At 63.4% G+C, this 24,052-nt stretch carries 19 protein-coding genes and 1 riboswitch; of the genes, 16 read left to right on the plus strand and 3 right to left on the minus strand.

From position 1 onward, the window contains the following. Positions 1 to 92 precede the first annotated feature (92 nt). The 10 genes from BLU32_RS05785 (at position 93) to BLU32_RS05830 (ending at position 12,500) form a co-directional block, all read left to right on the plus strand. Positions 93 to 1,103, plus strand: coding sequence for an ABC transporter substrate-binding protein (locus BLU32_RS05785; RefSeq protein WP_093805394.1), 1,011 nt, complete (start codon positions 93 to 95; stop codon positions 1,101 to 1,103). Positions 1,104 to 1,191: 88 nt separating this feature from the next. Beyond that, on the plus strand, positions 1,192 to 1,983 hold the full coding sequence (locus tag BLU32_RS05790; RefSeq protein WP_093805395.1) for an ABC transporter ATP-binding protein: 792 nt from the start codon (positions 1,192 to 1,194) through the stop codon (positions 1,981 to 1,983). Further along, the gene (locus BLU32_RS05795; RefSeq protein ID WP_093805396.1) at positions 1,980 to 2,741 is read left to right on the plus strand and encodes an ABC transporter permease; all 762 of its coding nucleotides are present in this window, start codon (positions 1,980 to 1,982) and stop codon (positions 2,739 to 2,741) included. The genes BLU32_RS05790 and BLU32_RS05795 overlap by 4 nt, the downstream gene beginning before the upstream one ends. 142 nt (positions 2,742 to 2,883) lie before the next feature. Continuing rightward, on the plus strand, positions 2,884 to 4,290 hold the full coding sequence (locus BLU32_RS05800; protein WP_093810653.1) for a mannose-1-phosphate guanylyltransferase/mannose-6-phosphate isomerase: 1,407 nt from the start codon (positions 2,884 to 2,886) through the stop codon (positions 4,288 to 4,290). A 73-nt stretch (positions 4,291 to 4,363) separates the two neighbouring features. Then, complete coding sequence (locus tag BLU32_RS05805) at positions 4,364 to 5,863, plus strand: phosphomannomutase/phosphoglucomutase (RefSeq protein ID WP_093805397.1); 1,500 nt, start codon at positions 4,364 to 4,366, stop codon at positions 5,861 to 5,863. A 134-nt stretch (positions 5,864 to 5,997) separates the two neighbouring features. Then, the gene (locus BLU32_RS05810) at positions 5,998 to 7,311 is read left to right on the plus strand and encodes a nucleotide sugar dehydrogenase (protein ID WP_093810655.1); all 1,314 of its coding nucleotides are present in this window, start codon (positions 5,998 to 6,000) and stop codon (positions 7,309 to 7,311) included. A 119-nt stretch (positions 7,312 to 7,430) separates the two neighbouring features. Further along, entirely contained in the window at positions 7,431 to 10,565 is a 3,135-nt protein-coding gene (ileS, locus tag BLU32_RS05815; protein ID WP_093805398.1) for an isoleucine--tRNA ligase, read from the plus strand. A 164-nt stretch (positions 10,566 to 10,729) separates the two neighbouring features. Next, positions 10,730 to 11,128, plus strand: a complete 399-nt coding sequence (gene cueR, locus BLU32_RS05820; protein ID WP_093805399.1) for a Cu(I)-responsive transcriptional regulator — start codon at positions 10,730 to 10,732, stop codon at positions 11,126 to 11,128. After that, a complete protein-coding gene (locus BLU32_RS05825; protein WP_244501801.1) occupies positions 11,125 to 11,550 on the plus strand; it encodes a cytochrome c in 426 nt (141 codons plus the stop codon). The genes cueR and BLU32_RS05825 overlap by 4 nt, the downstream gene beginning before the upstream one ends. 101 nt (positions 11,551 to 11,651) lie before the next feature. Continuing rightward, positions 11,652 to 12,500: a fumarylacetoacetate hydrolase family protein gene (locus BLU32_RS05830; RefSeq protein ID WP_093805401.1), complete on the plus strand. Its 849-nt coding sequence runs from the start codon at positions 11,652 to 11,654 to the stop codon at positions 12,498 to 12,500. Positions 12,501 to 12,595: 95 nt separating this feature from the next. Here BLU32_RS05830 and BLU32_RS05835 read toward each other — a convergent pair whose 3' ends face one another. Then, positions 12,596 to 13,939, minus strand: a complete 1,344-nt coding sequence (locus tag BLU32_RS05835; RefSeq protein ID WP_093810657.1) for a DEAD/DEAH box helicase — start codon at positions 13,937 to 13,939, stop codon at positions 12,596 to 12,598. A 554-nt stretch (positions 13,940 to 14,493) separates the two neighbouring features. Between BLU32_RS05835 and BLU32_RS21635 the strand changes: the two genes are divergently transcribed. The 6 genes from BLU32_RS21635 (at position 14,494) to BLU32_RS05860 (ending at position 22,260) form a co-directional block, all read left to right on the plus strand. After that, positions 14,494 to 14,700: a hypothetical protein gene (locus BLU32_RS21635; protein ID WP_157727527.1), complete on the plus strand. Its 207-nt coding sequence runs from the start codon at positions 14,494 to 14,496 to the stop codon at positions 14,698 to 14,700. A 57-nt stretch (positions 14,701 to 14,757) separates the two neighbouring features. Continuing rightward, a complete protein-coding gene (gene iolC, locus BLU32_RS05840) occupies positions 14,758 to 16,716 on the plus strand; it encodes a 5-dehydro-2-deoxygluconokinase (protein WP_172838535.1) in 1,959 nt (652 codons plus the stop codon). After that, positions 16,713 to 18,542, plus strand: a complete 1,830-nt coding sequence (iolD, locus tag BLU32_RS05845) for a 3D-(3,5/4)-trihydroxycyclohexane-1,2-dione acylhydrolase (decyclizing) (protein WP_093805403.1) — start codon at positions 16,713 to 16,715, stop codon at positions 18,540 to 18,542. The genes iolC and iolD overlap by 4 nt, the downstream gene beginning before the upstream one ends. A gap of 25 nt (positions 18,543 to 18,567) precedes the next feature. Beyond that, positions 18,568 to 19,491 carry a myo-inosose-2 dehydratase gene (gene iolE, locus BLU32_RS05850; protein ID WP_093805404.1) on the plus strand — a complete coding sequence of 308 codons (924 nt, stop codon included), beginning with the start codon at positions 18,568 to 18,570 and terminating at the stop codon, positions 19,489 to 19,491. Between the two features lie 4 nt (positions 19,492 to 19,495). Continuing rightward, positions 19,496 to 20,302, plus strand: a complete 807-nt coding sequence (gene iolB / locus BLU32_RS05855; protein ID WP_093805405.1) for a 5-deoxy-glucuronate isomerase — start codon at positions 19,496 to 19,498, stop codon at positions 20,300 to 20,302. A gap of 74 nt (positions 20,303 to 20,376) precedes the next feature. Further along, complete coding sequence (locus tag BLU32_RS05860) at positions 20,377 to 22,260, plus strand: adenylate/guanylate cyclase domain-containing protein (protein WP_093805406.1); 1,884 nt, start codon at positions 20,377 to 20,379, stop codon at positions 22,258 to 22,260. 81 nt (positions 22,261 to 22,341) lie between these two features. Here the strand turns inward: BLU32_RS05860 and BLU32_RS05865 are convergent, their stop codons facing one another. After that, positions 22,342 to 22,932, minus strand: coding sequence for a HupE/UreJ family protein (locus tag BLU32_RS05865; protein WP_208976984.1), 591 nt, complete (start codon positions 22,930 to 22,932; stop codon positions 22,342 to 22,344). A 147-nt stretch (positions 22,933 to 23,079) separates the two neighbouring features. Further along, positions 23,080 to 23,763, minus strand: coding sequence for an energy-coupling factor ABC transporter permease (locus BLU32_RS05870; protein WP_093805407.1), 684 nt, complete (start codon positions 23,761 to 23,763; stop codon positions 23,080 to 23,082). Positions 23,764 to 23,812: 49 nt separating this feature from the next. Further along, positions 23,813 to 24,027, minus strand: a riboswitch (cobalamin riboswitch). Positions 24,028 to 24,052: the final 25 nt, after the last annotated feature.

Here is a 24,052-nt window from a genome sequence, read left to right on the forward strand (position 1 = left end):
TGAAAAATTGGGCAATTCTATTAATTGCTTGATTGATAGGCAGTCGCTTGGCACTCTCTTCGGCGAAAAGAACAACGCCAGTGGGGATCAATATGCGTCGACTGTTTGGAATTGCGCTCGCCCTGACCTTCACCGTGCCGCCGGCCTTGGCCGAGACGGAAGTCAGGTTCACGCTCGATTGGAAGTTCGAGGCGCCGGCCGCGCCCTTCTTCATTGCCCAGGACAAGGGATACTTCGCGGACGAGGGGCTTTCGGTCACCATAGACAGTGGCGCCGGGTCACGGGAATCGATTCCCCGAGTTGCGACCGGCACCTACGACATGGGCTTTGGTGACATCAACGCGCTGATCAAGCTGATGGACGAGCAGCCCGAACTCAACGTCAAGGCCGTGATGATGGCCTACGAGCGTCCGCCCTTTGCCGTCATCGGCCGCAAGAGCCAAGGGGTGACCGAGGATCCCAAGTCGCTGGAAGGCAAGACGCTGGGCGCGCCCCCGCCCGATGCGGCGTTTGGACAGTGGCCGGCCTTCGTCGAAGTGGCCGGCATCGATACCTCTGCGATCACCATCGAGAATGTCGGTTTTCCCGTTCGCGAGCCGATGCTTGCCCAGGGGCAGGTTGATGCGATCTTCGGGTTTTCCTTTTCCTCCGTCATCAATCTGAAGGCGCAAGGCATTGCCGAGGACGATATCGCGCTGATCCTGATGGCCGAGAACGGCCTCGACCTTTACGGCAATGTCGTCATGGTCAACACCGCGTTCGCCGAGGAAAATCCCGACGCGGTGAAAGGTGTGCTCAAGGCGCTCGTGAAGGGCTACCTGGACACGATCGCCGACCCGGCCGGTTCGGTTCCCTATGTCTTGAAGCGCAACGGCGTGCTCGACGAGGCAACGGAGATCGACCGGATCGAGATGGCGGTTGCCGGCTCCATCGCAACCCCGGCGGTCAAGGAAAACGGCTTCGGTGGTGTCGATATGGAGAAGCTCGGCCAGTCAATGGAGTACCTCAAGACGTCGATGGGCGTGAGCGACACGCCGCCGTCCCCGGAGAGGGTGTTCGACCCCTCCTACCTGCCGCCGGTCGAAGAGCGTATGGTTCGCTGACGGGTCTTGACGATCACGACATGTGCCGCCTCTCGGTCGTTTGCCGGGGGGCGGCGGGGCATCGCAGTGACAAGCCGAGAGTTTTTTCGTGACCGGTTTCGTGGAACTGAATGATATTCGCCTCGCCTATGGGCCGGGCGGTGAAAGCACGCTGGCTCTCGACGGCCTGTCGATGACCGTGAACAAGGGCGAGTTCGCTGCCGTTGTCGGTCCGTCCGGCTGTGGCAAATCCACCCTTATGAAGCTTGCAACCGGACTGATCCGGCCGCAGGCTGGCACGGTTGAAGTCGCCAGCAAGGAAGTGGACGGCCCTGTCTCGATGGCCGGAATGGCATTTCAAAATCCCTCCATGCTGCCATGGCGCACGACGCTCAAGAACGTGATGCTGCCGCTGGAGATCGTGCAACCGCATCGCCGCAGACTGTCGCGTGAACGCGCCGCCTACGAGGCGCTGGCGGAGGATTTGCTCGAAGTCGTCGGACTTCAGGGCTTCGGCGACAAGTTTCCCTGGCAACTCTCGGGCGGCATGCAGCAACGCGCGAACCTGTGCCGTGCGCTCGTCCACGACCCCGAATTGCTGATGCTCGACGAGCCGTTCGGCGCACTTGACGCTTTCACCCGCGAGGAGCTGTGGCAAGTGATGCGTGATCTTCATGCCGAAAAGGGATTCACCACGATCCTGGTTACCCATGACTTGCGCGAGGCGGTGTTTCTCGCCGACCGGGTCTTCGTCATGAGCGCGCGTCCCGGTCGTATCATCGTCGAGCGTGAGATCACCTTCCCGCGGCCGCGCCCGATCGATCTGACCTATGAAGCCAGGTTCAACGATATCGTGCACGAGCTTCGTGCACATATCGCAGACGCGAGGGCCGCAGCATGAATGACAAGTGGATCAAGGCTGCTCCCTGGATCTGGACCATCGGGCTGTTTGTCGTGTGGGAAGGCGTCGTGCGGGCGTTTGATATCGCGTTTTTCATCCTGCCGGCTCCTTCGGATATCTGGGTTGCGACCGTCAAATACTGGCCGGTGATCTGGACCAATTCCCTCCAGACCCTCTTCACCACAACATTGGGGTTTCTGCTGGCGGTGGTCGGCGGATTGGCGCTTGGGCTGGCGATTGGCTGGAGCCGGTCGATCTACGCCGGGCTTTATCCGCTGATGATCGGCTTCAATTCCGTGCCAAAGGTCGCCGTGGTGCCCATTCTGGTCATCTGGTTCGGCATTGGAACGGTGCCGGCCGTGCTGACGGCGTTCCTGATTGCCTTTTTTCCGATTGTCGTGAACGTGGCGACCGGGCTCGCCACGATAGAGCCGGAAATGGAGGACGTGCTGCGCGCGCTCGGCGCAAAGAAGCTCGACATCATGCTCAAGGTCGGCATCCCGCGCTCGATGCCTTATTTCTTCGGCTCGCTGAAGGTCGCGATCACGCTTGCCTTCGTCGGTTCGGTGATCTCGGAGACCGTGGCGGCAAACTCCGGCATCGGCCACATGATGCTGGCGGCACAGTCGCAGTTCAACGTGCCGCTGGTCTGGGCGGGTCTGATGGCGCTCGCCGTCCTCGGCATCGTCATGTATGCGATGATGGCCTGGCTGGAGATGCGCATGACGGGCTGGGCACATCGCTCGTCGCACGGCTGACGTCATCCGGGTTTTGTTTTCGCTTGCGCCGGTTTCACAGGCGCGCGTTCGCGGTTAACGTCTTTTCAGGACGCGGTCGGGCATCAAGGGTGCCAGGAGTGCCGGATTGCGCTCCGATGACGAAAACCGCGAAAGGCGACGCGTGATCATACCTTGCATATTGTCCGGCGGATCCGGATCGCGGCTCTGGCCATTGTCGCGCTCCCTGCGCCCGAAGCAGTTCCTGCCCTTGTTTGACGGCGAAAGTCTTTTTCAAAGGACATTGGGCCGCTTCACGGGATCCCGCTACTCGGCTCCGATCGTGATTGCGAACGCCGACCATCGTTTCCTGGTGGGCGAGCAGATGGCAAGCTCGGAAAACGGGGAAGGGACCATCGTGCTCGAACCGATCGGACGCAATACCGCCGCGCCTGCAGCCGTTGCAGCCTTGATCGCCGCGGCTTCAGATCCCGATGCCCTGGTTCTGCTCGCCCCGTCCGATCACCTTGTGCGTGATACGGACGCTTTCGCACGGGCTGTCGCGGATGCAGTGCCGGCCGCGCAGGAGGGGCGCATCGTGACCTTCGGCATTCGCCCCAGCGAACCCAATACCGGCTATGGGTATATCCGCCTTGAAGACGGCAAGGGGCCGGTGCGCCCGGTTGCGGCCTTTGTCGAAAAGCCGGATCTGGAACGGGCAAGGGCGTTTCTCGCCTCTGGCGATCATGTCTGGAACGCGGGAATATTCCTGTTTCGCGCCTCCACGATGATTGCCGAATTCGAGCGCCATTGTCCCGAAGTGCTGATGCGCGTGCGCGCCGCGCTGGCAGCCGCGACGCCCGACCTCGATTTTCTGCGCCTGGATGCGGAGAGTTTCGCCGCCGTTCCGGATATTTCGATTGACTATGCGATCATGGAGAAGTCGGATCGCATTTCCTGCGTTCCCACCGATCCGGGCTGGAGTGATCTCGGGTCCTGGTCCGCCGTCTGGGAAGCGCTCGACAAGACGGAGGATGGCAATAGCACGCTGGGTGAAGCGATGTTCGTGAAGTCGCGCGACAGTCTCGTCGTGAGCGACGGCGCTCTTGTCTCCGTCGTCGGGCTGGATCATGTGATGGTGGTGGCGACCAAGGATGCCGTTCTGGTTGCCGACAAGAGCCATGCCCAGGATGTGAAGACCGTGGTGGAGGAACTCCAGCGCGGAGGCCGTTCGGAGACGCGCGAGCACCGCAAACGCTACCGCCCCTGGGGCGCGCGCGAGGAGATTGCGCGTGGTGACCGGTTCCAGGTGCAGGAAATCGAGATAAAACCAGGCGAGAGCATGTCGCTTCAAAGCCATGTCAACCGTGCGGAACACTGGGTTGTTGTCTCCGGGACGCTGGCGATTACCATCGACGGCGAAACGCGATTGATGACCGAAAACCAGTCGGCCTACGTGCCCGTCGGGGCGCGACATCGTCTGGCCAATCCCGGGCGGGTTCCCGCGCGCGTTATCGAGATCCAGTCCGGGGCTTATATCGGGGACGACGATATCGTCCGTTACGTCGATGATGCCGAGACGAATGCTTGAGCCGGGCACGCCCCGGACATACCAATGATGATTGGCCGGCACATGTCCGGCACAACCCCTTGAGGACAGACGAATGCTGAGCGTTCCCGTCGCCGAGTTGACCCCAAACACCTATGAATTCGAATCGCGGCCGATGGTGAAGCCGACCGGATTTCGCGAATACGATGCCCGTTGGCTTTTCGAAAAAGAAATCAACCTTATGGGCATCCAGGCGCTGGGCATGGGCATCGCCACCTTGATGCGCGAGCGCGGCACGAGACCCGACATTGTCGTTGGCCATGATTTCCGCAGTTACTCCGGCGCCATCAAGATGGCGCTGATTTCCGGACTGATGGCGGGCGGCGTCCGCGTTCACGACATCGGCCTTGCTCTGTCGCCGATGGCTTATTTCGCGCAGTTCGCCCTCGACGTTCCGGCGGTCGCCATGGTCACCGCGTCGCACAACGACAACGGCTGGACCGGTGTGAAGATGGGCATCGACCGCCCGCTGACTTTCGGGCCGGACGAAATGGGGCGGTTGAAGGAGATCGTGCTGACCGGCGCGTTTCGCGAAGGAAGCGGCGGCGGCTACCGCTTTGTGGAAGGTTTTGCAGAAACCTACATCAACGATCTGACGGACCGGGACAAGTTCTCGAGGCCAATCAAGGTCGTTGCCGCCTGCGGCAACGGCACGGCCGGCGCATTCGCGCCGCGCGTGCTGGAGGCGCTTGGCGCGGAGGTGATTCCGCTCGACTGCGATCTGGACCACACCTTCCCGCGCTACAATCCCAACCCCGAAGACATGAAGATGCTGCATGCGCTTCGCGACAAGGTGCTGGAAACCGGCGCGGAGGTCGGGCTGGGTTTCGATGGCGACGGCGATCGCTGCGGCGTGGTCGACAATGAGGGCGCGGAGATTTTCGCCGATACGGTCGGCGTGATGCTGGCGCGCGACCTGTCGGAACTGCATCCCGGCTGCCAGTTCGTCGCGGATGTGAAATCGACGGGCCTGTTCGCGACCGATCCGGTGCTGAAGGCCAATGGGGCCAAGACCGACTACTGGAAGACCGGTCATTCCTACATCAAGCGCCGGGTGAACGAACTCAACGCCCTGGTCGGCTTCGAGAAGTCCGGCCACTATTTCTTCAACACGCCCATCGGGCGCGGCTACGACGACGGGCTGGTGTCCGCGATTGCCATTCTCGACATGCTCGACCGCAATCCGGGCAAGTCGATGGCGGAGCTGCGTGGCGCACTTCCGAAGACCTGGGGCTCGCCGACGATGTCGCCGCATTGCGCTGACGAGATCAAATACGAGGTTGTCGACCGGGTCGTCGCGCGCTTTCAGGCCATGCACGACAAGGGCGAGCAATTGGCCGGCCATCCGATCGTCGATCTCGTCACGGTGAACGGTGTGCGTATCGTCGCCGACGATGGCACCTGGGGTCTGGTGCGGGCCTCGTCGAACAAGCCGGAACTTGTCGTCGTGATCGAAAGCCCGGTCTCGGATGCGCGGCTCAGGGAGATGTTCAAGGCGGTCGACGCTGTGCTGCGCGAGAACCCGGAAGTCGGCGACTACAATCAGACGATCTGAACGGTGCCACCTGTGCTCAGGTCTTGCCGAGCGCTGCCGGCTGTGCAAAAGCACGATCGAAGCCGCACGGGTTGCGGCGCTCTTTTTCACATCCGGCACAGCGGCAAGTCAGGATCGATCCGATGCCAGCGGACATGACGTCAAAAACCCCTCTCGATACCTTTGCAGCCCGCATGGCCGACCGCTCCGCGGTGATCGGCATTGTCGGACTTGGCTATGTCGGTCTGCCGCTGGCCTTGAGGTTCAGCGAACTCGGGCATCCGGTCGTCGGCTTTGATGTGGATGCGGTCAAGGTTGCGGAACTGAACGCCGATGGCGGCTTTCGCCGCTATGTCGGGCAGACGCACGAAAGCGTGCGCTTCGGCGCGGATTTCACCGCGACATCGGATTTTGCGCAAGCCGCCGACTGCGATGCGCTGATCATCTGCGTGCCGACGCCATTGGGAAAATACCACGACCCAGACATAAGCTACATTCTGGATGCGGCCCGCAGCATCCGCCCGCATCTGCGTGCCGGTCAGGTGGTCGCGCTGGAATCGACCACCTATCCCGGTACGACCGAGGACGACATGCTCCCAGTCTTGGCGCGCGACGACCTCTCGGTCGGCGATGACATCTTCGTCGTCTACTCGCCCGAGCGCGAGGATCCGGGAAACGCCGCCTTCAGCATTCGCCAGATCCCCAAGGTGGTAAGCGGCGTGACCGCCAACTGCTTGCGCGCGGCCGAGGCGCTCTATGGCGGGGCGGTCGACACGCTCGTGCCGGTGGCCTCGACGCGGGTCGCGGAGATGACCAAGCTTCTGGAAAACATCCACCGCGCGGTAAACATCGGCCTCGTCAACGAGATGAAGACGCTCGCCGATCGCATGGGTATCGACATCTTCGACGTGATCCGGGCCGCGGCGACCAAGCCCTTCGGCTTCACCGCCTTCTATCCGGGTCCTGGTGTCGGCGGCCACTGCATTCCGGTGGATCCGTTCTATCTGACGTGGAAGGCGCGCGAATACGGCGTCCACACGCGCTTCATCGAGCTTGCCGGCGAGATCAATCGCTACATGCCCGAGTTCATCGTCGAAAAGCTGATGGATGCGCTGAACGGCGAGCGCAAGGCGCTGAACGGCGCGCGGGTGCTGGTCCTCGGCGTTGCCTTCAAGAAGAACATCGACGACATGCGCGAATCCCCGAGTGTCATGGTAATCGAGGGGATTGCGGCCAAGGGCGGCGAGGTCTTTTACGCCGACCCGCATGTGGCCGCCCTGACGCTCGCCGACGGGACACGTCACGACAGCCTGACCGCGGATGCCGAAACGGTTGCCTCCATGGAGGCCGTGGTGATTGCCACCGACCACGACGCCTTCGACTACGATATGATCGGGCGCGAGGCGAAGCTGATCGTCGATACCCGCGGGCGCTTTCCGGCCAGTCATGGCAAGGTCACGCGCGCCTGACCGATTGTGTTTTTCGCCCCGGTCGGATAACCCACCCTTGAGGACCAGTCGACGCGCGGCGACCGCGCCGGAAAACGGCATGGATCCGCGCGATTGCAACAAGAAGCGGGACGTTGTTGATGTACGAAGCCATCGATCCTAACCCAAACTTTCCCAAGCTGGAGGAAGACATCCTCAAGTTCTGGGAAGAGAACCGGATTTTCGAGGCTTCCGTCGAGCAGCGGCGCAACCAGGAAGGCGCGGGCGAGTACGTCTTCTACGACGGACCTCCCTTCGCCAACGGCCTGCCGCACTACGGCCATCTCGCGACCGGCTTCGTCAAGGATCTGATCCCGCGCTACCGCACCATGCGCGGCGACTGCGTCGTGCGCCGCTTCGGCTGGGACTGCCACGGCCTTCCGGCCGAGCTGACCGCCGAGAAGGAACTGGGGATCTCCGGGCGCAACGAGATCCTCGACTACGGCATCGGCAAGTTCAACGAGCATTGCTCCGTCTCGGTCATGCGCTTCACCAGCGAGTGGCGCTACTACGTGAACCGTCAGGGGCGTTGGGTCGATTTCGACAACGACTACAAGACCATGAACCTCTCCTTCATGGAGAGCGTCATCTGGGGCTTCAAGCAGCTCTGGGACAAGGGGCTGGTCTATCGCGGCTACCGGGTGGTGCCTTACTCCTGGGCCGTGCAGACGCCGCTGTCGAACTTTGAAACCCGCCTCGACAACTCCTATCGCGAACGCCAGGACCCGGCGCTGACCGTCGGTTTCCTGCTGAAGGATGCGGCTTACGTCTCCGTCCCGACGCGTCTTCTCGCCTGGACGACCACGCCCTGGACGTTGCCTTCGAACCTGGCACTCGCCGTCGCCCCCGACCTCGACTATGCCGTGCTGGAAAAGGACGGCCAGCGGGTGGTCCTCGCGGAAGCCGCGCTTGAGCGCTACGAGCGCGAGTTCGGCGAATGGGCGCGCGTCGACACGGTGAAGGGAACGGCGCTCGCCGATGCCGCCTACGAGCCGCTGTTTCCCTATTTCAAGGATACGGAAAACGCCTTCAAGGTGCTCGCGGCCGACTTCGTTGAGGCGGGTGACGGTACGGGCTGCGTGCATATCGCGCCGGGCTTCGGTGAGGATGACTTCGAGCTGGCCAAGGCCCGCGAGATCCCGTTGGTGGTGCCGGTCGACGAGGCGGGTAAATTCACCGCCGAAGTCACCGATTACGTCGGTCAGAACGTCATCGAGGCGAACAAGGACATCATCCGCGACCTCAAGGCGCGCAATGTCGTCTATCGCCACGAGACCTATCTGCATGATTATCCGCATTGCTGGCGCACCGACACGCCGCTGATCTACAAGGCGATCGACGCCTGGTATGTGGCCGTGTCCCAGTTCAAGGATCGCATGGTCGAATTGAACCGCGAGATCGACTGGGTGCCCGAGCACGTGCGCGACGGCCAGTTCGGCAAGTGGCTGGAAAACGCCCGCGACTGGAACATCTCGCGCAACCGCTTCTGGGGCTGTCCGATCCCGGTGTGGATCAGCGACGATCCGAATTACCCGCGCACCGACGTCTATGGCTCGCTCGACGAGATCGAGGCGGACTTTGGCGTGCGCCCGGACGATTTGCATCGCCCAATGATCGACGAACTGGTGCGTGCAAACCCCGACGATCCGACCGGAAAGTCGATGATGCGCCGCGTCTCGGAAGTGCTCGACGTGTGGTTCGATTCCGGGTCCATGCCTTTTGCGCAGGAGCATTATCCGTTCGAGAACAAGGAGCGCTTCGAGCAGAATTTCCCGGCCGACTTCATCGTGGAATATGTCGCGCAGACGCGCGGCTGGTTCTACACGTTGATGGTTCTTTCGACCGCGATCTTCGACCGCGCGCCGTTCCGCAACGCCGTGTGCCATGGTGTGGTGCTCGACGAGAACAAGCAGAAGCTCTCAAAGCGGCTCCAGAACTATCCCGACCCCGTCGGCGTGTTCGACACCTACGGCGCGGATGCGCTGCGCTGGTACATGCTGTCCTCGCCGTTGCTCGTCGGTGGCGATCTGGCGGTCGCCAAGGACGGGCGCGGCATCGCCCAGGCGCTGCGCCAGGCGATCATCCCGATCTGGAGTTCCTATTACTTCTTCACGCTCTACGCCAATGCCGACAGCTACAAGGCAAAGGTCCGCTTCGACCAGAAGGGTTTGCTCGACCGCTACATCCTCGCCAAGACGCGCGAACTGATCGAGAAGGTGCAAGGCTCGCTCGATGCCTACGATATCCCGGGCGCCTATTCCCATGTGCCGGGCTTCATCGACGCGTTGAACAACTGGTACATTCGCCGCTCGCGCTCCCGCTTCTGGGGTGAGGAGATGACGGACGAAAAGCGCGATGCCCTCGACACGCTCTACACGGTGCTGACGCATCTGATGCGCACGCTGGCGCCGATGATGCCCTTTGTCTCCGAGCGGATCTACAAGGGCCTGACAGGCGATCTCTCCGTGCATCTGGCCGACTGGCCTGAGGCCGAGGCGCTGCCGAACGATCCCGATCTCGTGCGCCGCATGGACCTGATCCGCGACATCTGCGCGTCCGTCATGTCCTTGCGCGAGGCCAAGCGCCTGCGTGCCCGTCTGCCGCTGAAGACGCTGACGGTTGCCCATCCGGAGGTCGAGGACCTGCGCCCCTATGCGAACCTCATCGCCGAGGAGGTCAACATCAAGGACGTCGTGCTTGAGGCCGATCCGCTGTCGGTCGGCGAGCATCGTCTTGCGGTCAAGCCGCAGATCGGCAAGCGCCTCGGCAAGAAGATGAAGGACGTAATGACCGCGTCGAAGTCCGGCGACTGGACGCTTCGCCCGGACGGGATCGTGGAGCTTGCCGGCGTCGAGCTTCCGCCGGAAGACTATACGATGCGCGTGCTGGCGCCGGAAGGTTCCGACACGGGCCTCTTCGATGCCGGCGCCGGCGTCGTTCTTATCGATACCCAGCTTTATCCCGACCTGGAGCGCGAGGGCTACGCCCGCGACATCGTACGGCTGATCCAGCAGACCCGCAAGGACGGCGGCTTCAACGTCTCCGACCGCATTCGTCTCAACCTGACGCTGCCTGAAGAACTGATGCAGGCGGTGGAAGAGCATCGCGAGCGGATCGCGGCCGATACGCTGGCGCGTGAGTTCACGCTTGGCGACAGCCTCAAGGGCGGCTTCAGCGCCACGCATGAAGTGGGCGGCAAGGATGTCGTCATCGACATGGTGCGCATCGACGCCTGACCCCGTCGCCTGCAAGCGCGCCAATGGAATTGCAGAACGCCGCGATCCGTGAAGGGTCGCGGCGTTTTGCGTCGAGGCGAGGGGGCTTGCGTTCGCACGCTTGACCTTCCAGTTACTGGAGAGCGGAGTGTTTCCGTTGCCATTTTCACGAAAGGGATCGGACAATGAACATTGGCGCCGCGGCGGCCCGCTCGAAGCTGCCACCCAAGACCATCCGCTACTACGAGGACATCGACCTGCTGCGTCCGACCCGTGCCGGGAACGGCTACCGCGACTATTCGGATGCGGACATTCACCGGCTGCGGTTTCTGCAACGCTCGCGCAGCCTGGGCTTTTCCATCGAGGAATGCCGTTCGCTGCTCTCGCTCTACGACGACGAGCACCGGGCTAGCGCCGACGTGAAAGCCGTGGCGCTGGAAAAGATCGGCGAGGTCGAACGCAAGATCGCGGAACTCCAGGAAATGAAGGCCACGCTGTCGCGGCTTGCCGAGTGTTGCCATGGCGACGGGCGCCCGGATTGTCCAATCCTTGACGATCTCGCCGGTCGGAGTGGGGTGTCGTGACTGTCCGGTCCGTAGTGTTCCTCGGCAGCGCCGCCCTCGTTGCCGTGATCGGCGCGGTAATTTTTTTCGCGGGCAATGACGAACGCGCTGCGACGGGGCCGGGCGAGCTGCTTGCCTCCGTGACGGTTCCACCCTTGAGCGGTCCGGCCGCGGCGGGGGAAGAGCTTTTTGCCAAGACCTGTGCCACCTGCCACGGCGTCAACGCCGCGGGCCGGGCAGGGCAGGGGCCGCCGCTCGTGCATGTGATCTATGAGCCCGGTCATCACGCCGATGGCGCCTTTTATCTGGCGGTGGCACAAGGTGTGCGGCAGCATCACTGGACGTTTGGCAACATGCCGGCGGTGGCGGGCGTCTCGAGCGAAGACATCTCGCGCATTGTCGCCTATGTGCGAACGCTGCAGCGCGCCAACGGAATCCGGTAACTCTGTCGGCACCCGATGAGCCAGAAACCTTGTGGGGCATTTGCCCCGCGCATTCAAACCCCTATGATCGCCCAAACTCATAGTCTGGGAGGCGTTTTTCTATGAAACTCATGCGTTACGGCCCCGCCGGTTTTGAAAAACCGGGTCTGGTCGACACAGCAGGGCGTATCCGCGACCTCAGCGCTCATATCGACGATCTTTCGGGCCCGGCGCTGTCGGACGAGACCTTCGAGCGGCTAAGGACGATCGATACCGATACATTGCAGGTGGTGGAGGGAACGCCGCGTATCGGCCCGTGCGTCGCGGACGTCGGAAAATTCATCTGCATCGGGCTCAATTACTCCGACCATGCCGCGGAGGCGGGGATGGATGTGCCGCCCGAGCCGATTGTTTTCATGAAGGCGACTTCGGCGATCTGCGGGCCGGACGACGGGATCGAGCTGCCGCGCGGCTCCGTTGCGACCGACTGGGAGGTGGAGCTCGGCGTCGTCATCGGCAAGCACGCCAAGAATATCGCCGAAGCCGATGCGCTCGATCATGTCGCCGGCTATTGCGTTGCCAACGACGTCTCGGAACGCGATTTCCAGATCCGGCACTCGGGGCAGTGGGTGAAGGGCAAATCCGCCGATACCTTCGGCCCGATCGGTCCGTGGCTGGTCACCCGCGACGAGGTGCCCGACCCGCAAAGCCTGCCGCTCTATCTGGATGTTAACAGCAAACGGTATCAGGACGGGACCACGGCGACGATGGTCTATGGCGTGGCCTTCGTCATCGCCTATCTGTCGCGCTTCATGAGCCTGCATCCGGGCGATGTGATTGCGACGGGCACGCCTCCGGGCGTCGGCATGGGGCAAAAGCCCGACCCGGTCTATCTCAAGGCCGGAGATCAGCTCGAGCTTGGGATCGCCGGGCTTGGCATGCAGCGCCAGACGGTGCGCGCGGCAGATTAGTCTCGCGCCCGGTCGGGACAGCAAGACAGCAAAAAGCGCCGGAGCATGTCTGCCCGGCGCTTTTTTGTTTGTCAGGTCAGCCTTGTGCGGCTGGATCAGCTGGCGTTTGCGCGAAAGCGGCCCCGCTGACCGCCATCCGACTGCGAGCCGGGCCGCGGACCGCGGTAGGGACGCTTTTCACCGGCGGGCTTGCCGTCGCGCGGACCGCGCGCGGCGTTGGGCCCGCCGTCGGAGGCATGCGCGCCATCGCCACGCGGCTTGAAGGGACGGCGCGCCGGCTTGCGGCCCTTGCCGTTCGACGGGCGACCGATCGGGCCGTCGTCGTCGCGTTCCACCAGCGTCTTGCCGATCAGCTTCTCGATGTCACGCAGAAACGGCCGTTCGCTGCGGTCGCAGAAGGAAATCGCCGAGCCGCTCTTTCCGGCACGTGCGGTCCGGCCAATGCGGTGCACGTAGGATTCCGGTACATTCGGCAACTCGAAGTTCACCACATGCGAGACGCCGTCGACATCGATGCCACGTGCGGCAATGTCGGTGGCGACAAGGATCGGCGTGCGACCCGAGCGGAAGGATTCAAGCGTCTTCTGCCGCTGGCCCTGGCTCTTGTTGCCATGGATCGCGGAGGCGTTCAGCCCGGCCTGCTCCAGCTGGCGCGTGACCTTGTCGGCGCCATGCTTCGTGCGGGTGAAGACGATGGCGCGGTCCATGTCGTCGCGCTTCAGCACGTCGACGAGCGCCTGACGCTTCTGCTCGCGTTCGATAAGCAGGACGGTCTGGTCGATCCGGTCGATCGGCTTGGAACCCGGCGAGACGGAGATTTCCTGCGGCTCATGCAGAAAATCGTTGGCGAGCGCGCGGATCGGCTTCGGCATGGTCGCGGACAGAAGGATCGTCTGACGCTGGCGCGGCATCGCGGCCAGGATCTTGCGGATCGCGGGCAGGAAGCCGAGGTCCAGCATGTGGTCGGCTTCGTCGAGCACGATGGTCGTGGTCTCGTCGAGGCGCAGGGCGCCGGTGGACATATGGTCGAGCAGACGGCCAGGCGTCGCAACGACGATATCCATGCCGCGTGCAAGGCTGCGGATCTGGGGCATTGCGCGGGCACCGCCCACGACGACCGTCGAGGAATGGCGGACCTTCTGGCCGTAGGCGCGGATGCTTTCGGCGATCTGCGATGCAAGCTCGCGCGTCGGTGCGAGGATCAACGCCTTGCAGGTCTTGGGGTTCGGACGCTGACGCTGCTCGATGATGCGGTGAAGCAGCGGAAGAACGAAGGAAGCGGTTTTGCCGGTGCCGGTCTGGGCCAGGCCCAGAACGTCGCCGCCGGAGAGAATTGCGGGAATACCCTGAGCCTGAATCGGCGTCGGCGTGGTGTAGCCTTCGCCTTCGACGGCCTTGAGGATGGGGTCGGCAAGGCCGAGGTCTTTGAAAGTGGTCAAGCGGAATCCTTGGGCTGCGCCCGAACGCGGCGTCATCGCCAGCGAGGGTCGCGGTCTTGGGTCATCGAAAAGGGAGCTTGCGCAGATCAGCTGCCTTGGGAATGCGCTCGCATCGCGAGCAGCTCGGGCAACGATCGGGAGGAAAGTTGCTTGGACCTGAAGCGCCGTGAACGGTGTACGTTTCTCTACGCAGCGCCAGGATGGTGCCTGTAGACCATAGAAGATGCTGCAGCGCAATGGAAATCGTGCCGACGTCGTCGCAACACAGCCGTGCCGAATACGCAAGGCAGTCCTCGTCCGTGCCCGAGGGAAGGCCTTGCGAAGGCGGGTTCAGGGGGGTGAAGCCAAAAGGCACAAGAGCAATGGCACGGCCGGCAGCCTCCGGGCGGGCTGGATTGTTCTGGAATAAAAATTCTAAAATTTATCCCGAACTGTTTCCGTCGGCGGACCTGATGCGTGAAGCCTGGAAGACGTTGGGCGAGTGCGGCGTTGCGATCATGCCCTAATGATGATCTTCGCCTCATGGGGAGGCGGAAGGGCGTCGAGATAATCTGATGTTTTTTCAGAAGTTTATTGAATTTTTCTGTCTTGCCGGAGGCGCGCAAACAAGGCCGGATGCGTATGCATCCCTGCAAGTCTCTGCCGATTGCGTCTTCACGCAAGACGATGGCCCGCCGTTGGGAAAACGGATGAAGAACCGGAAAATTTGGGTTGCAGGCGAAAAAAATGGAATTTATGTTCCGTTTCAGGGGGCTCATTGATCGCAGGGTCTTCTTGCGCAGAGGGTCAATCGATCTCGGGAGTGTGGGTGTGCTGTGGTGAATGAAGACGCAAAGACGCTCGACGTCATCACGATCGGCCGCTCCTCCGTCGATCTCTACGGGGCGCAGGTGGGCGGTCGTCTTGAGGACATGCGCGCTTTCTCCAAGTATATCGGCGGCTCGCCGACGAATATCGCCGCGGGAACTGCTCGGCTGGGACTGAAGTCGGGGCTGATTACCCGTGTCGGGGATGAGCACATGGGGCGGTTCATCCGCGAGCAGCTCGATTCGGAAGGCGTCGATACGCGGGGCGTGATCACGGATCCGGAGCGGTTGACGGCGCTGGTGCTTCTGGGGATTCGCGATCATGAGCAGTTTCCGCTGATTTTCTACCGCGAGAACTGCGCAGACATGGCGCTGTGCGAGGACGATATCGACGCAGCGTTCATTGCCGAGGCGCGCTGCGTGACGGCGACAGGGACCCATTTGTCGCATCCGCGTACGGAAGCTGCCGTGCTCAAGGCGCTGCATCTGGCGCGCGAGGCCGGCGCTCGCACGGCCCTCGACATTGATTACCGACCCAATCTTTGGGGACTTGCAGGGCATGACGCCGGCGAAAGCCGCTTCATCGCCTCCGACGCGGTGACCGCCAGGCTGCAGGCAACGCTGCATCTGTTCGACCTCATCGTCGGGACGGAGGAGGAATTTCATATCGCAGGCGGCACCACCGACACGCTTGCTGCCTTGCGGGCCGTGCGTGCGGTTTCAACCGCAACGCTCGTGTGCAAGCGCGGGCCGATGGGGGCGGTCGCCTTCAGCGGAGATATTCCCGATGCTCTCGATGACGGGATTTCCGGCCCGGGCTTTCCGATCGAGGTGTTCAATGTGCTTGGCGCGGGCGACGGCTTCATGTCGGGCCTGCTGCGCGGCTGGCTCAAGGGCGAGGCGTGGGAAGCCGCGTTGACCTATGCCAACGCCTGCGGTGCGCTTGCGGTCTCTCGCCATGGCTGCGCACCGGCTTATCCAAGCTGGGAGGAACTGAGCTTCTTTTTGGAACGCGGCGTGCGAACGCCGGCGCTTCGCCATGATGCAGAGCTCGAGCAGGTCCACTGGTCGACCAACCGCAATGGCGACTGGCCCGCGATGCGGGTCTTTGCCTTCGATCACCGCAAGCAGCTGGAAGACCTTGCCGCCGAGGCCGGGGCGGAAGTGTCCCGCATTCCGCATTTCAAGGTGCTTTGTCTTGCGGCCGCGCGCCGGGTTCAGGACGGCCGGGCCGGCTACGGCATTCTGTGCGACGGACGGCTTGGCGAGCCCGCTCTGCATGCCGCGGCCGGGACGGGGCTTTGGGTCGGGCGGCCGGTGGAAGAGCCGGGTTCGCGACCTCTGGCGCTGGAGATCGGCCCCGATTTCGGGTCGGATCTGGCGGAATGGCCGGCGGGACAGGTGGTGAAGGTGCTGTGTTTCTATCACCCCGGCGATGCGCCGGAGATGAAGACGCAGCAGGAAGAGACCATCATGCGCCTTGCCCGGGCCGCACGGGCGAACGGCCTTGAATTCCTGCTCGAGGTGATCCCGTCCAAGGTCGGGCCGGTCGACGAGACCACCACCGCCGGTATCGTTCAGCGCTTTTACGATCTTGGCGTCTATCCCGATTGGTGGAAACTGGAACCCTCCGCTGATGTGCGGAGCTGGAAACGCACTTGCGAGACGGTGGCGCGCAATGATCCGCATGTGCGCGGCGTCGTGGTGCTGGGGCTGGATGCGCCGATGGAGGACCTCGAGGCGAGTTTCGCGATTGCCGCCGGCTTCGATCTCGTGAAAGGCTTTGCCGTCGGCCGCACGATCTTTGCCGGTCCGGCACGGCGCTGGTTCGCTGGCGAAATAGACGACGCGACCGCTGTCTGCGATATGGCGGACACCTTCGCGCGTCTGTGTGCAATCTGGGATTCGGCACGCGCCATTGGCGGACATCTCGCTGGCGATCAGGCCGGCAAACAGGGGCTTGCAATATGACGACGATCCGCCTCACGGCTGCACAGGCCATGGTGCGTTACCTCGCCGCGCAAAGGAATGGCGACGGCGAGCGCTTGATCCCCGGATGCTGGGCGATCTTCGGTCACGGCAATGTCGCCGGATTGGGAGAGGCGCTTCAGCAGGCGGGCGATGCATTCCCGACCTGGCGGGGGCACAATGAGCAGGGCATGGCGCATGCGGCCATCGCCTTCGCCAAGGCGAAAAACCGCCGACAGGCGATGGCCGTGACCACATCCATCGGCCCCGGTGCGACCAACATGGTCACGGCGGCCGCGCTCGCGCATGTCAACCGGCTTCCGGTGCTCTTCGTGCCGGGCGATGTCTTCGCCAACCGCGCGCCCGACCCGGTCCTGCAGCAGATCGAAGACATCGCGGACGGCACTGTTTCCGCCAACGACTGTTTTCGCCCCGTGAGCCGGTATTTCGACCGGATCACCCGGCCGGAACAGCTCTTGACGGCGCTGCCGCGCGCCATGCGGATCTTTACTGATCCGGCCGATTGCGGCCCGGTGACGCTGGCGTTTTGCCAGGATGTGCAGGCCGAGGCCTTCGACTGGCCGGAGACGTTTTTCGAGGAGGGCGTCTGGCGGGTGCGCCGGCCGCGCGCCGATGTCGAGGAACTTGAGGCGGCAGCGGATGCGATCAAGGCGGCGAAGACGCCGCTGATTATCGCTGGCGGCGGGGTGCATTATTCGGGCGCCTGCGAGGCACTGCGCGGCTTTGCCGAACGTCACGGCATCCCGGTTGCAGAAACCCAGGCCGGTAAGTCGGCGCTTGCCTTCGATCATCCGCTCAATCTCGGTGCCATCGGCGTGACCGGGGCGGCGTCGGCGAATGAGATCGCCGAAAGGGCGGATCTGGTGATTGCCGTTGGAACGCGGCTTCAGGATTTCACCACCGGCTCATGGGGATTGTTCAAAAACCCAGATTGCCGCCTGCTGTGCCTTAATGTTGCGGCCTATGACGCGGCGAAACAAGGTGCGCTATCGCTGGTCGCCGATACCCGCAGCGGTCTGGAGGACCTGAGCGCTGCGCTCGGAAAGTACGCGGCCGCACCTCCCGATCCCGCACTGAAAAGTGCGTGGATGTCTGTCGTTGACGCGGTGACACGGCCCCCGGAAGGCAATGCCCTGCCAAGCGACGCGCAGGTGATCGGCGCGGTCCAGCGTGGCCTTGACGACAGTTCCGTCGTGCTGGGGGCTGCCGGCGGTCTGCCCGGCGAGTTGCACAAGCTGTGGAAGGCGCCACGACCCGGCGGCTACCACATGGAATACGGCTACTCCTGCATGGGCTATGAAATCGCCGGCGGACTCGGCGCCAAAATGGCCTGCCCGGAGCGCGAGATCGTCGTGATGGTCGGCGACGGCTCCTACATGATGATGAATTCCGAACTCGCCACATCGGTAATGCTCGGCCTCAAGATCATCGTCGTGCTGCTGGATAATCGCGGGTACGGCTGCATCAACCGCCTGCAGGTCGCGACCGGCGGCGAGAGCTTCAACAACCTGCTGGACACGGCCCGGCACACGGTTGCAAGCGATATCGATTTTGCCGCGCATGCCGCGTCCATGGGGGCGGTTTCGGAAAAGGTCGACGGTATTGCCGGGCTGGAAGAGGCGCTTGCGCGGGCGCGGTCATCCCCGCGCAGCCATGTGATCGTGATCGAGACCGATCCGCTCGCCTCCACCGATGCCGGCGGCCACTGGTGGGATGTTGCGGTGCCGGAGGTCTCCGGGCAGGCAAGGGTGCGCGACGCGCGCGCGCAATACGAAACCTATGTGAAACACCGCCGTTCACCCGAGTGACGGGGAACGGAGCGAGGCGACTGCCATGATCCTTTACGGTACCAATCCGATTGCCTGGTCGAATGACGATGACCAGACGCTGGGCGCGCATATCCCGCTGGAGACCTGCCTGGCCGACGCCGCGCGGATCGGCTTCGACGGCATCGAGAACGGCCACAAGTTTCCAGCCGACCCAAACGCGCTTGCAGCCGTGTTGCAGCCACATGGACTGAGGTTCGTGTCCGCCTGGTATTCCCTCAACCTGCTGACGCGGTCGGTGGAGGATGAAATTCGAGCCATCGGCCCGCATCTGGCGCGGTTGAAGGCGATGGGCTGCCCGGTGTTGATCGCCTGCGAGACGTCCAATGCGATCCACGGAAATGACGCCGTGCCCGTCAACGATCGCCCGCGGCTGGACCCGGAGCGCTTTACTGCCTTTTGCGCAGCGCTGGAACAGGTGGCGGCGCATTGTGCCGCGGAGGGCGTCCCGCTGGTCTATCACCACCACATGGGAACCGTGGTGGAAAGCGAGGCGGAGATCGACCGGCTGATGGAGCTGACCGGGCCGGCGACACGGCTGCTGCTCGATACCGGCCATGCGTTTTTCGGCGGCGGCGATCCGGAGGCGCTCGCCCGCCGCCACATGGGGCGCGTGTCGCACCTTCATGCCAAGAACATCCGTCCCGACATCATGGCAAACGTGCGGGACGAGGGCTTGAGCTTTCTGGAGGGTGTCCGGCGCGGCGTCTTTACCGTGCCGGGCGATCCGGATGGCGCGGTGGCCTTCGAGCCGGTTCTGGAGATCGCGGCGGAACATGGTTACTCCGGCTGGCTGGTGATCGAGGCCGAACAGGACCCCGACGTGCGAGATCCGGTTACCTATCAGTCGATGGGGCTCAAGGCGCTTCGTGACATGGCGCGCGCCACCGGGCTGGATGCCGGCGCAGCCGCGCAGGACAAGGGAGAGTAAACGGATGTCGAAACTGCTCGTGAGGCCGAACGGAACGCAGGGCAAGGTGCATGACATCACCCCTGAGAGCGCTGGCTGGGGCTACGTCGGCTTTTCGCTTTACAAACTCCAACCCGGAGAAACGGCCGAGGAGGCCACAGGGGACCGTGAGGCGATCCTGGTTCTCGTGGAGGGCAAGGCGGACATCGAGGCCGATGGAACGCAATTCGGCGAGATGGGCGAGCGGATGAGCGTCTTCGAGAAGTTGAAGCCGCATTGCGTCTATGTCCCGAACGAGAGCACCTGGCGGGCGACCGCGACCACGCCCTGCACGCTCGCGGTCTGTACCGCGCCCGGGCAGGGCGGCCACCCGGCGCGGCGCATCGAGGACATCGGCTTTGAGGAGCGCGGCAAGGGGGCGAACACGCGCTTCATCCATCCCATTGCAATGGAAGACAAGGACATCGCCGACAGCCTGCTGGTGACGGAAGTCTTCACGCCGGCCGGAAACTGGTCGTCCTATCCGCCGCACCGACACGACGAGGACGCCTTTCCGGAGATGACCTATCTGGAGGAGACCTATTATCACCGTCTCGACCCGGCGACGGGCTTCGGTTTCCAGCGCGTCTTCACCGAGGATGGCACCCTCGACGAGACAATGGCGGTTTCCGACGGCGATGTCGTGCTCGTTCCCAGGGGGCATCATCCCTGCGGCGCGCCCTACGGCTACGAGATGTATTACCTGAATGTCATGGCGGGGCCGCTGCGCAAATGGCGCTTCAAGAACCACCCTGATCACGACTGGATTGCGCAGCGCGACGCGGGCAAATAACGTGAAGTCGCGCCGCCCTGCGGCGCAATGTTTGCCGATTGCGCGCCTGACAATTGTCTGGCACTTCCTTGTTCATGACCAGCACGCGCATTGCCATAGCTCCGAGCATTTTCACGATCACGCTTGTGATCGCCGTGGGGCTTGCGGGCGCGATCATTTACTACACCCACGGGCAAAACACCAAAAACGCGGAAATCGCGGCGACCGTGCTGATGGACCGGGCGCTGGAGATAATTGATCTGCGGGTTTCATCGCATGTCGAGCCGATAGACAGGGCCGTGCGCCAGTCCACGTTCTGGACGTCGCTCTCAACACCGCCATCGATCTCCGGCCATCCGCTGCGCGCGCAAATGCTCTCTCTGCTGAAGGAGTTGCCGCAGACCTCGGCCGTGTTCGTCGGGTTCGAGGGGGGCGATCATTATCAGATCGCCGCCGCCGTGCATCGGCCCCCGGGCTTTCTCGCGGATAAGGGCGCACCGGCAGAAACGGTCTATCAGGAAAGCGTCGTCTTGCGTTCCGGGCGGGAAGTCCCGATCAGCTACGCGCGTTTTCTCGACGAAAACGGCACGTTGCTGGCCACCCGGGTCGAGACAGGCGAGCCCTACGACCCCCGTGAACGCCCCTGGTATCGGCTTGCGCGCAATGGTTCTGGACTTGTGCGCACGGATACCTACCGGTTTTCCGGCACCGAAAAGCTTGGCCTGACCGTGGCGCGGCGCTTTCCCGGCGGGGTCGTCGGCATGGATGTCACGCTCGCGGAACTGACGGCATTCCTCGATGCTGTGCCGCAGGCGCGCGACGGCGTTGTCGCGCTGTTTCACGACGATGGCCGGATTCTTGCGCATTCGACGCCTGGCGCCCGTGCGGCCGGTGGCGACGCCGCCGTTCCGCCGGACCGGCGAGAGAAACTAAAGCGGCTTGTCACCCGGCTTGCGGAGGACCCGTTGCTGCGCGCCACGACGGTGGATGTGAACGGCGACGACTGGCTGGTCCGGCGCAATCCCATCGATCTTGGCGGAGGGGCGGCGGAGAACCTTGTCGTCGCCATGCCGCGCGCCGCGGTCGTCGGCCCGATCGAGGCGGTGTCGCAGCGCACCTTTCTCGTGTCGCTGTTGATCGTTTTTGCAAGCGTTCCCCTGATCTGGCTGGTGTCGCGGCGGATTTCCCGCCCGATCCATGCCTTGGGCGAGGCCGCGGAGCGGATCGGCCGGTTCGAACTCGACCGCGAGATCGCCGACGGTTCGATTATCCGGGAAGTCGACCTGCTTCAACGGGCGATGGAGCGCATGCGCCACAGCCTCTCCGTGTTCTCGCTTTACGCTCCGAAAGCCCTCGTGCGCCAGCTGGTCGCCAGCGATACACCACCCGTTTTGGGGGGGACGCGGCGCGAGGTGACGGTCTGCTTCATGGATCTTGAGAATTTCACGGCGATGTCTTCGCATCTGGAACCGGAAGAGGTGATGCTGCGCATGTCGCAGTATTTCGAGCGCGTGACGCAGATCCTTCAGGCGCATGGCGCGACGATCGACAAGTACATTGGCGATTCGGTGATGGCTTTCTGGAATGCTCCGATGAACACCCCCGATCATCCGGCGAAGGCATGTGCCGCGGCGCTGGAGATCATCGCGGAAACCTCAGCCATGACATCCGGCTGGACAGGTGAGGGCGCGCCGAAGGTGCGCACGCGGATCGGCATTCATTGCGGGCAGGCGATCATCGGCAATGTTGGCAGTTCAGACCGGATGAACTACACCGCGCTCGGCAGCACGGTGAATCTCGCCTCGCGGCTGGAAGGTCTGAACCGCGATCTCAAGACCTCGATCCTGGTCAGCGCCGATCTCAAGGAGCAGGTCGAAGGCCGCTTCGTGTTCCAGAGCGCCGGCGACATCCGCATCAAGGGCTATGACGAACCGGTGCCGGTGTTCGAGATCCTGGACAGCGCACCCGCGACCTCCTGACAGTGTCCCTGAAAAGAAACGCCGCGGGCGATGGGTATCGTCCCGCGGCGGTCCGTTTGTAGGAAAGCTCTTGCGGCCTGGTCAGCCGGAAATCAGCGCCACACCGGCAAGGGCGGTGATGCCGCCAAGCACGCGGCTGACGGTCAGGTTCGAGCCAAGCCGTCCGGCCGTCCAGCCGATGGCGATGCCGCAGAGATGCAGAACGATGGTGGAGAGCGCAAAGCCAAGACCGTAGGCCGCCTGTGCCGCGGAGCCGATCTCGCCACCATGGGCGTATCCATGAAACAGGGCGAACACGCCGACGATCGCGGCGCTGGGGCCAAGCGGCAGCCGCACGGCAAGCGCGACGAGCAGGCCGAGCGCCACAACGGAAGCAAGGATCGCCGGTTCCACGAAGGGAAGCGACACGCCGGCAAGCGCCAGTCCAAAGCCTGCAACCATCGTCACCACGAAGGCGGACGGAATTGCCACAACTGCCTTGCCGCCGATCTGCCAGGCCCAAAGGCCGACCGCGACCATTGCCAGGATGTGATCGGCGCCGAACAGCGGATGTGAGAGGCCGGCGGCAAACGAGCCGTGTTCGCCCGGGCTCAAATGCGCAAGAGCGGGTGTTGCGGCCGTGACCATGGCGGCGGACGCAATGGCAAGCAGGGGGAGGGAACGTCTGGTCATTTGGTCGATCCTTCAATCAAGTCGATCTGGGCACCCCGGGATGGGTCGTGCCTCGTGAAAACGAACCTCATGCGGGTCCGTATGGAAAGCGGCGCCGACCGTTATCGGGGCGGGGCCCCGCAGACGGTCGGCACCGCCATGTTCAGGTCAGGCGGCGGCGCGATGCAGCCGCTTGGGGAAAAATGGGCCTTGCCGTGCGCCATGAAACGTCTTCACGCCGGCGAGGATGGCGAGATCGACCAGCGGTTCGATGGCGATCACGATCAGATAGGCCGCACCGAAGGTCGAGACGGAGGCAAGCGTCTCTGTGCCGAACCCGCCGCCGTAGACGGCCCAGAACCCGACCCAGGCGACGATTCCGGCCTGGTAGCTGGTCGAAAGCGCCAGCGCCTGGCCGTAGGAGATATCCTTGTAGGCGGTGCGGGCAGGAATGACCCGGGCCGCAATCAGGCTCATGACGTAAAGCGGCACCAGAAGCGTGGTGACGTTCATTCCGTACTGCGGCAAGTCGAAGGGCGCGAAGAACAGCCCCTGTGCGAGCAGCCCGAGCGCCAGACCCACCGCCGCCGGGCCCGCGCCCAGCAACAGGAACAGCGTCGACCCGAGGATCAGATGGACCTCGGACACGCCGACCGGATAATGCGGCAGCAGTTCGAAGAAAGCGAAAACCGCCACGGTGGCCGCAGCAGAGCGCAGGCCGAAGGCCGCGAGCCCGCCGTCCTCGCGAACGGATGTCCAGGCCAACCGGGCGCCGAGGCCGATTGATGCGGCTGCCGTGCCGATGCTGAGAAGGATCTTGGCGCCGTCGACGACACCTGGTTCGATATGCATGTCATGTCTCCCATGCGCACCCGCCGTGCGCCGGTTCGAGGAAGGCGCAAGGTGCGCCGGACGTGATGGCAGGTCTCCTGGCTCGCGAATCCTTGCTGCGCCCGCCTTCCCAGCCCGAAATGGCCAGTGGCTTGTGGGCGCCGCTCTCCGCTTACAGTTGCGGGGGCAGCCACGGTCTTGGCCCCTGATGGGTACGCCGCACCGTGTTCCCTTTTCATCCGTGCATCGGCTTTGCCGCACGGAACCATCGCGGATGATGCTAGGCTGTCGTCCTTCACCGTGACAAGTT

It is taken from the genome of Stappia sp. ES.058, assembly GCF_900105595.1.
In the GTDB taxonomy this organism is placed as follows: Bacteria; Pseudomonadota; Alphaproteobacteria; order Rhizobiales; family Stappiaceae; genus Stappia.

What these genes read in the sequence shown, in the direction of transcription:
- cueR (WP_093805399.1), top strand. Translation starts at nt 10,730, where the DNA reads ATGAACATTGGCGCCGCGGCGGCCCGCTCGAAGCTGCCACCCAAGACC.
- BLU32_RS05785 (WP_093805394.1), top strand. Translation starts at nt 93, where the DNA reads ATGCGTCGACTGTTTGGAATTGCGCTCGCCCTGACCTTCACCGTGCCG.
- BLU32_RS21635 (WP_157727527.1), top strand. Translation starts at nt 14,494, where the DNA reads ATGTTTTTTCAGAAGTTTATTGAATTTTTCTGTCTTGCCGGAGGCGCG.
- BLU32_RS05795 (WP_093805396.1), top strand. Translation starts at nt 1,980, where the DNA reads ATGAATGACAAGTGGATCAAGGCTGCTCCCTGGATCTGGACCATCGGG.
- ileS (WP_093805398.1), top strand. Translation starts at nt 7,431, where the DNA reads ATGTACGAAGCCATCGATCCTAACCCAAACTTTCCCAAGCTGGAGGAA.
- BLU32_RS05830 (WP_093805401.1), top strand. Translation starts at nt 11,652, where the DNA reads ATGAAACTCATGCGTTACGGCCCCGCCGGTTTTGAAAAACCGGGTCTG.
- BLU32_RS05865 (WP_208976984.1), bottom strand. Translation starts at nt 22,932, where the DNA reads ATGACCAGACGTTCCCTCCCCCTGCTTGCCATTGCGTCCGCCGCCATG.
- BLU32_RS05870 (WP_093805407.1), bottom strand. Translation starts at nt 23,763, where the DNA reads ATGCATATCGAACCAGGTGTCGTCGACGGCGCCAAGATCCTTCTCAGC.
- BLU32_RS05860 (WP_093805406.1), top strand. Translation starts at nt 20,377, where the DNA reads ATGACCAGCACGCGCATTGCCATAGCTCCGAGCATTTTCACGATCACG.
- iolB (WP_093805405.1), top strand. Translation starts at nt 19,496, where the DNA reads ATGTCGAAACTGCTCGTGAGGCCGAACGGAACGCAGGGCAAGGTGCAT.
- iolE (WP_093805404.1), top strand. Translation starts at nt 18,568, where the DNA reads ATGATCCTTTACGGTACCAATCCGATTGCCTGGTCGAATGACGATGAC.
- BLU32_RS05810 (WP_093810655.1), top strand. Translation starts at nt 5,998, where the DNA reads ATGACGTCAAAAACCCCTCTCGATACCTTTGCAGCCCGCATGGCCGAC.
- BLU32_RS05805 (WP_093805397.1), top strand. Translation starts at nt 4,364, where the DNA reads ATGCTGAGCGTTCCCGTCGCCGAGTTGACCCCAAACACCTATGAATTC.
- iolD (WP_093805403.1), top strand. Translation starts at nt 16,713, where the DNA reads ATGACGACGATCCGCCTCACGGCTGCACAGGCCATGGTGCGTTACCTC.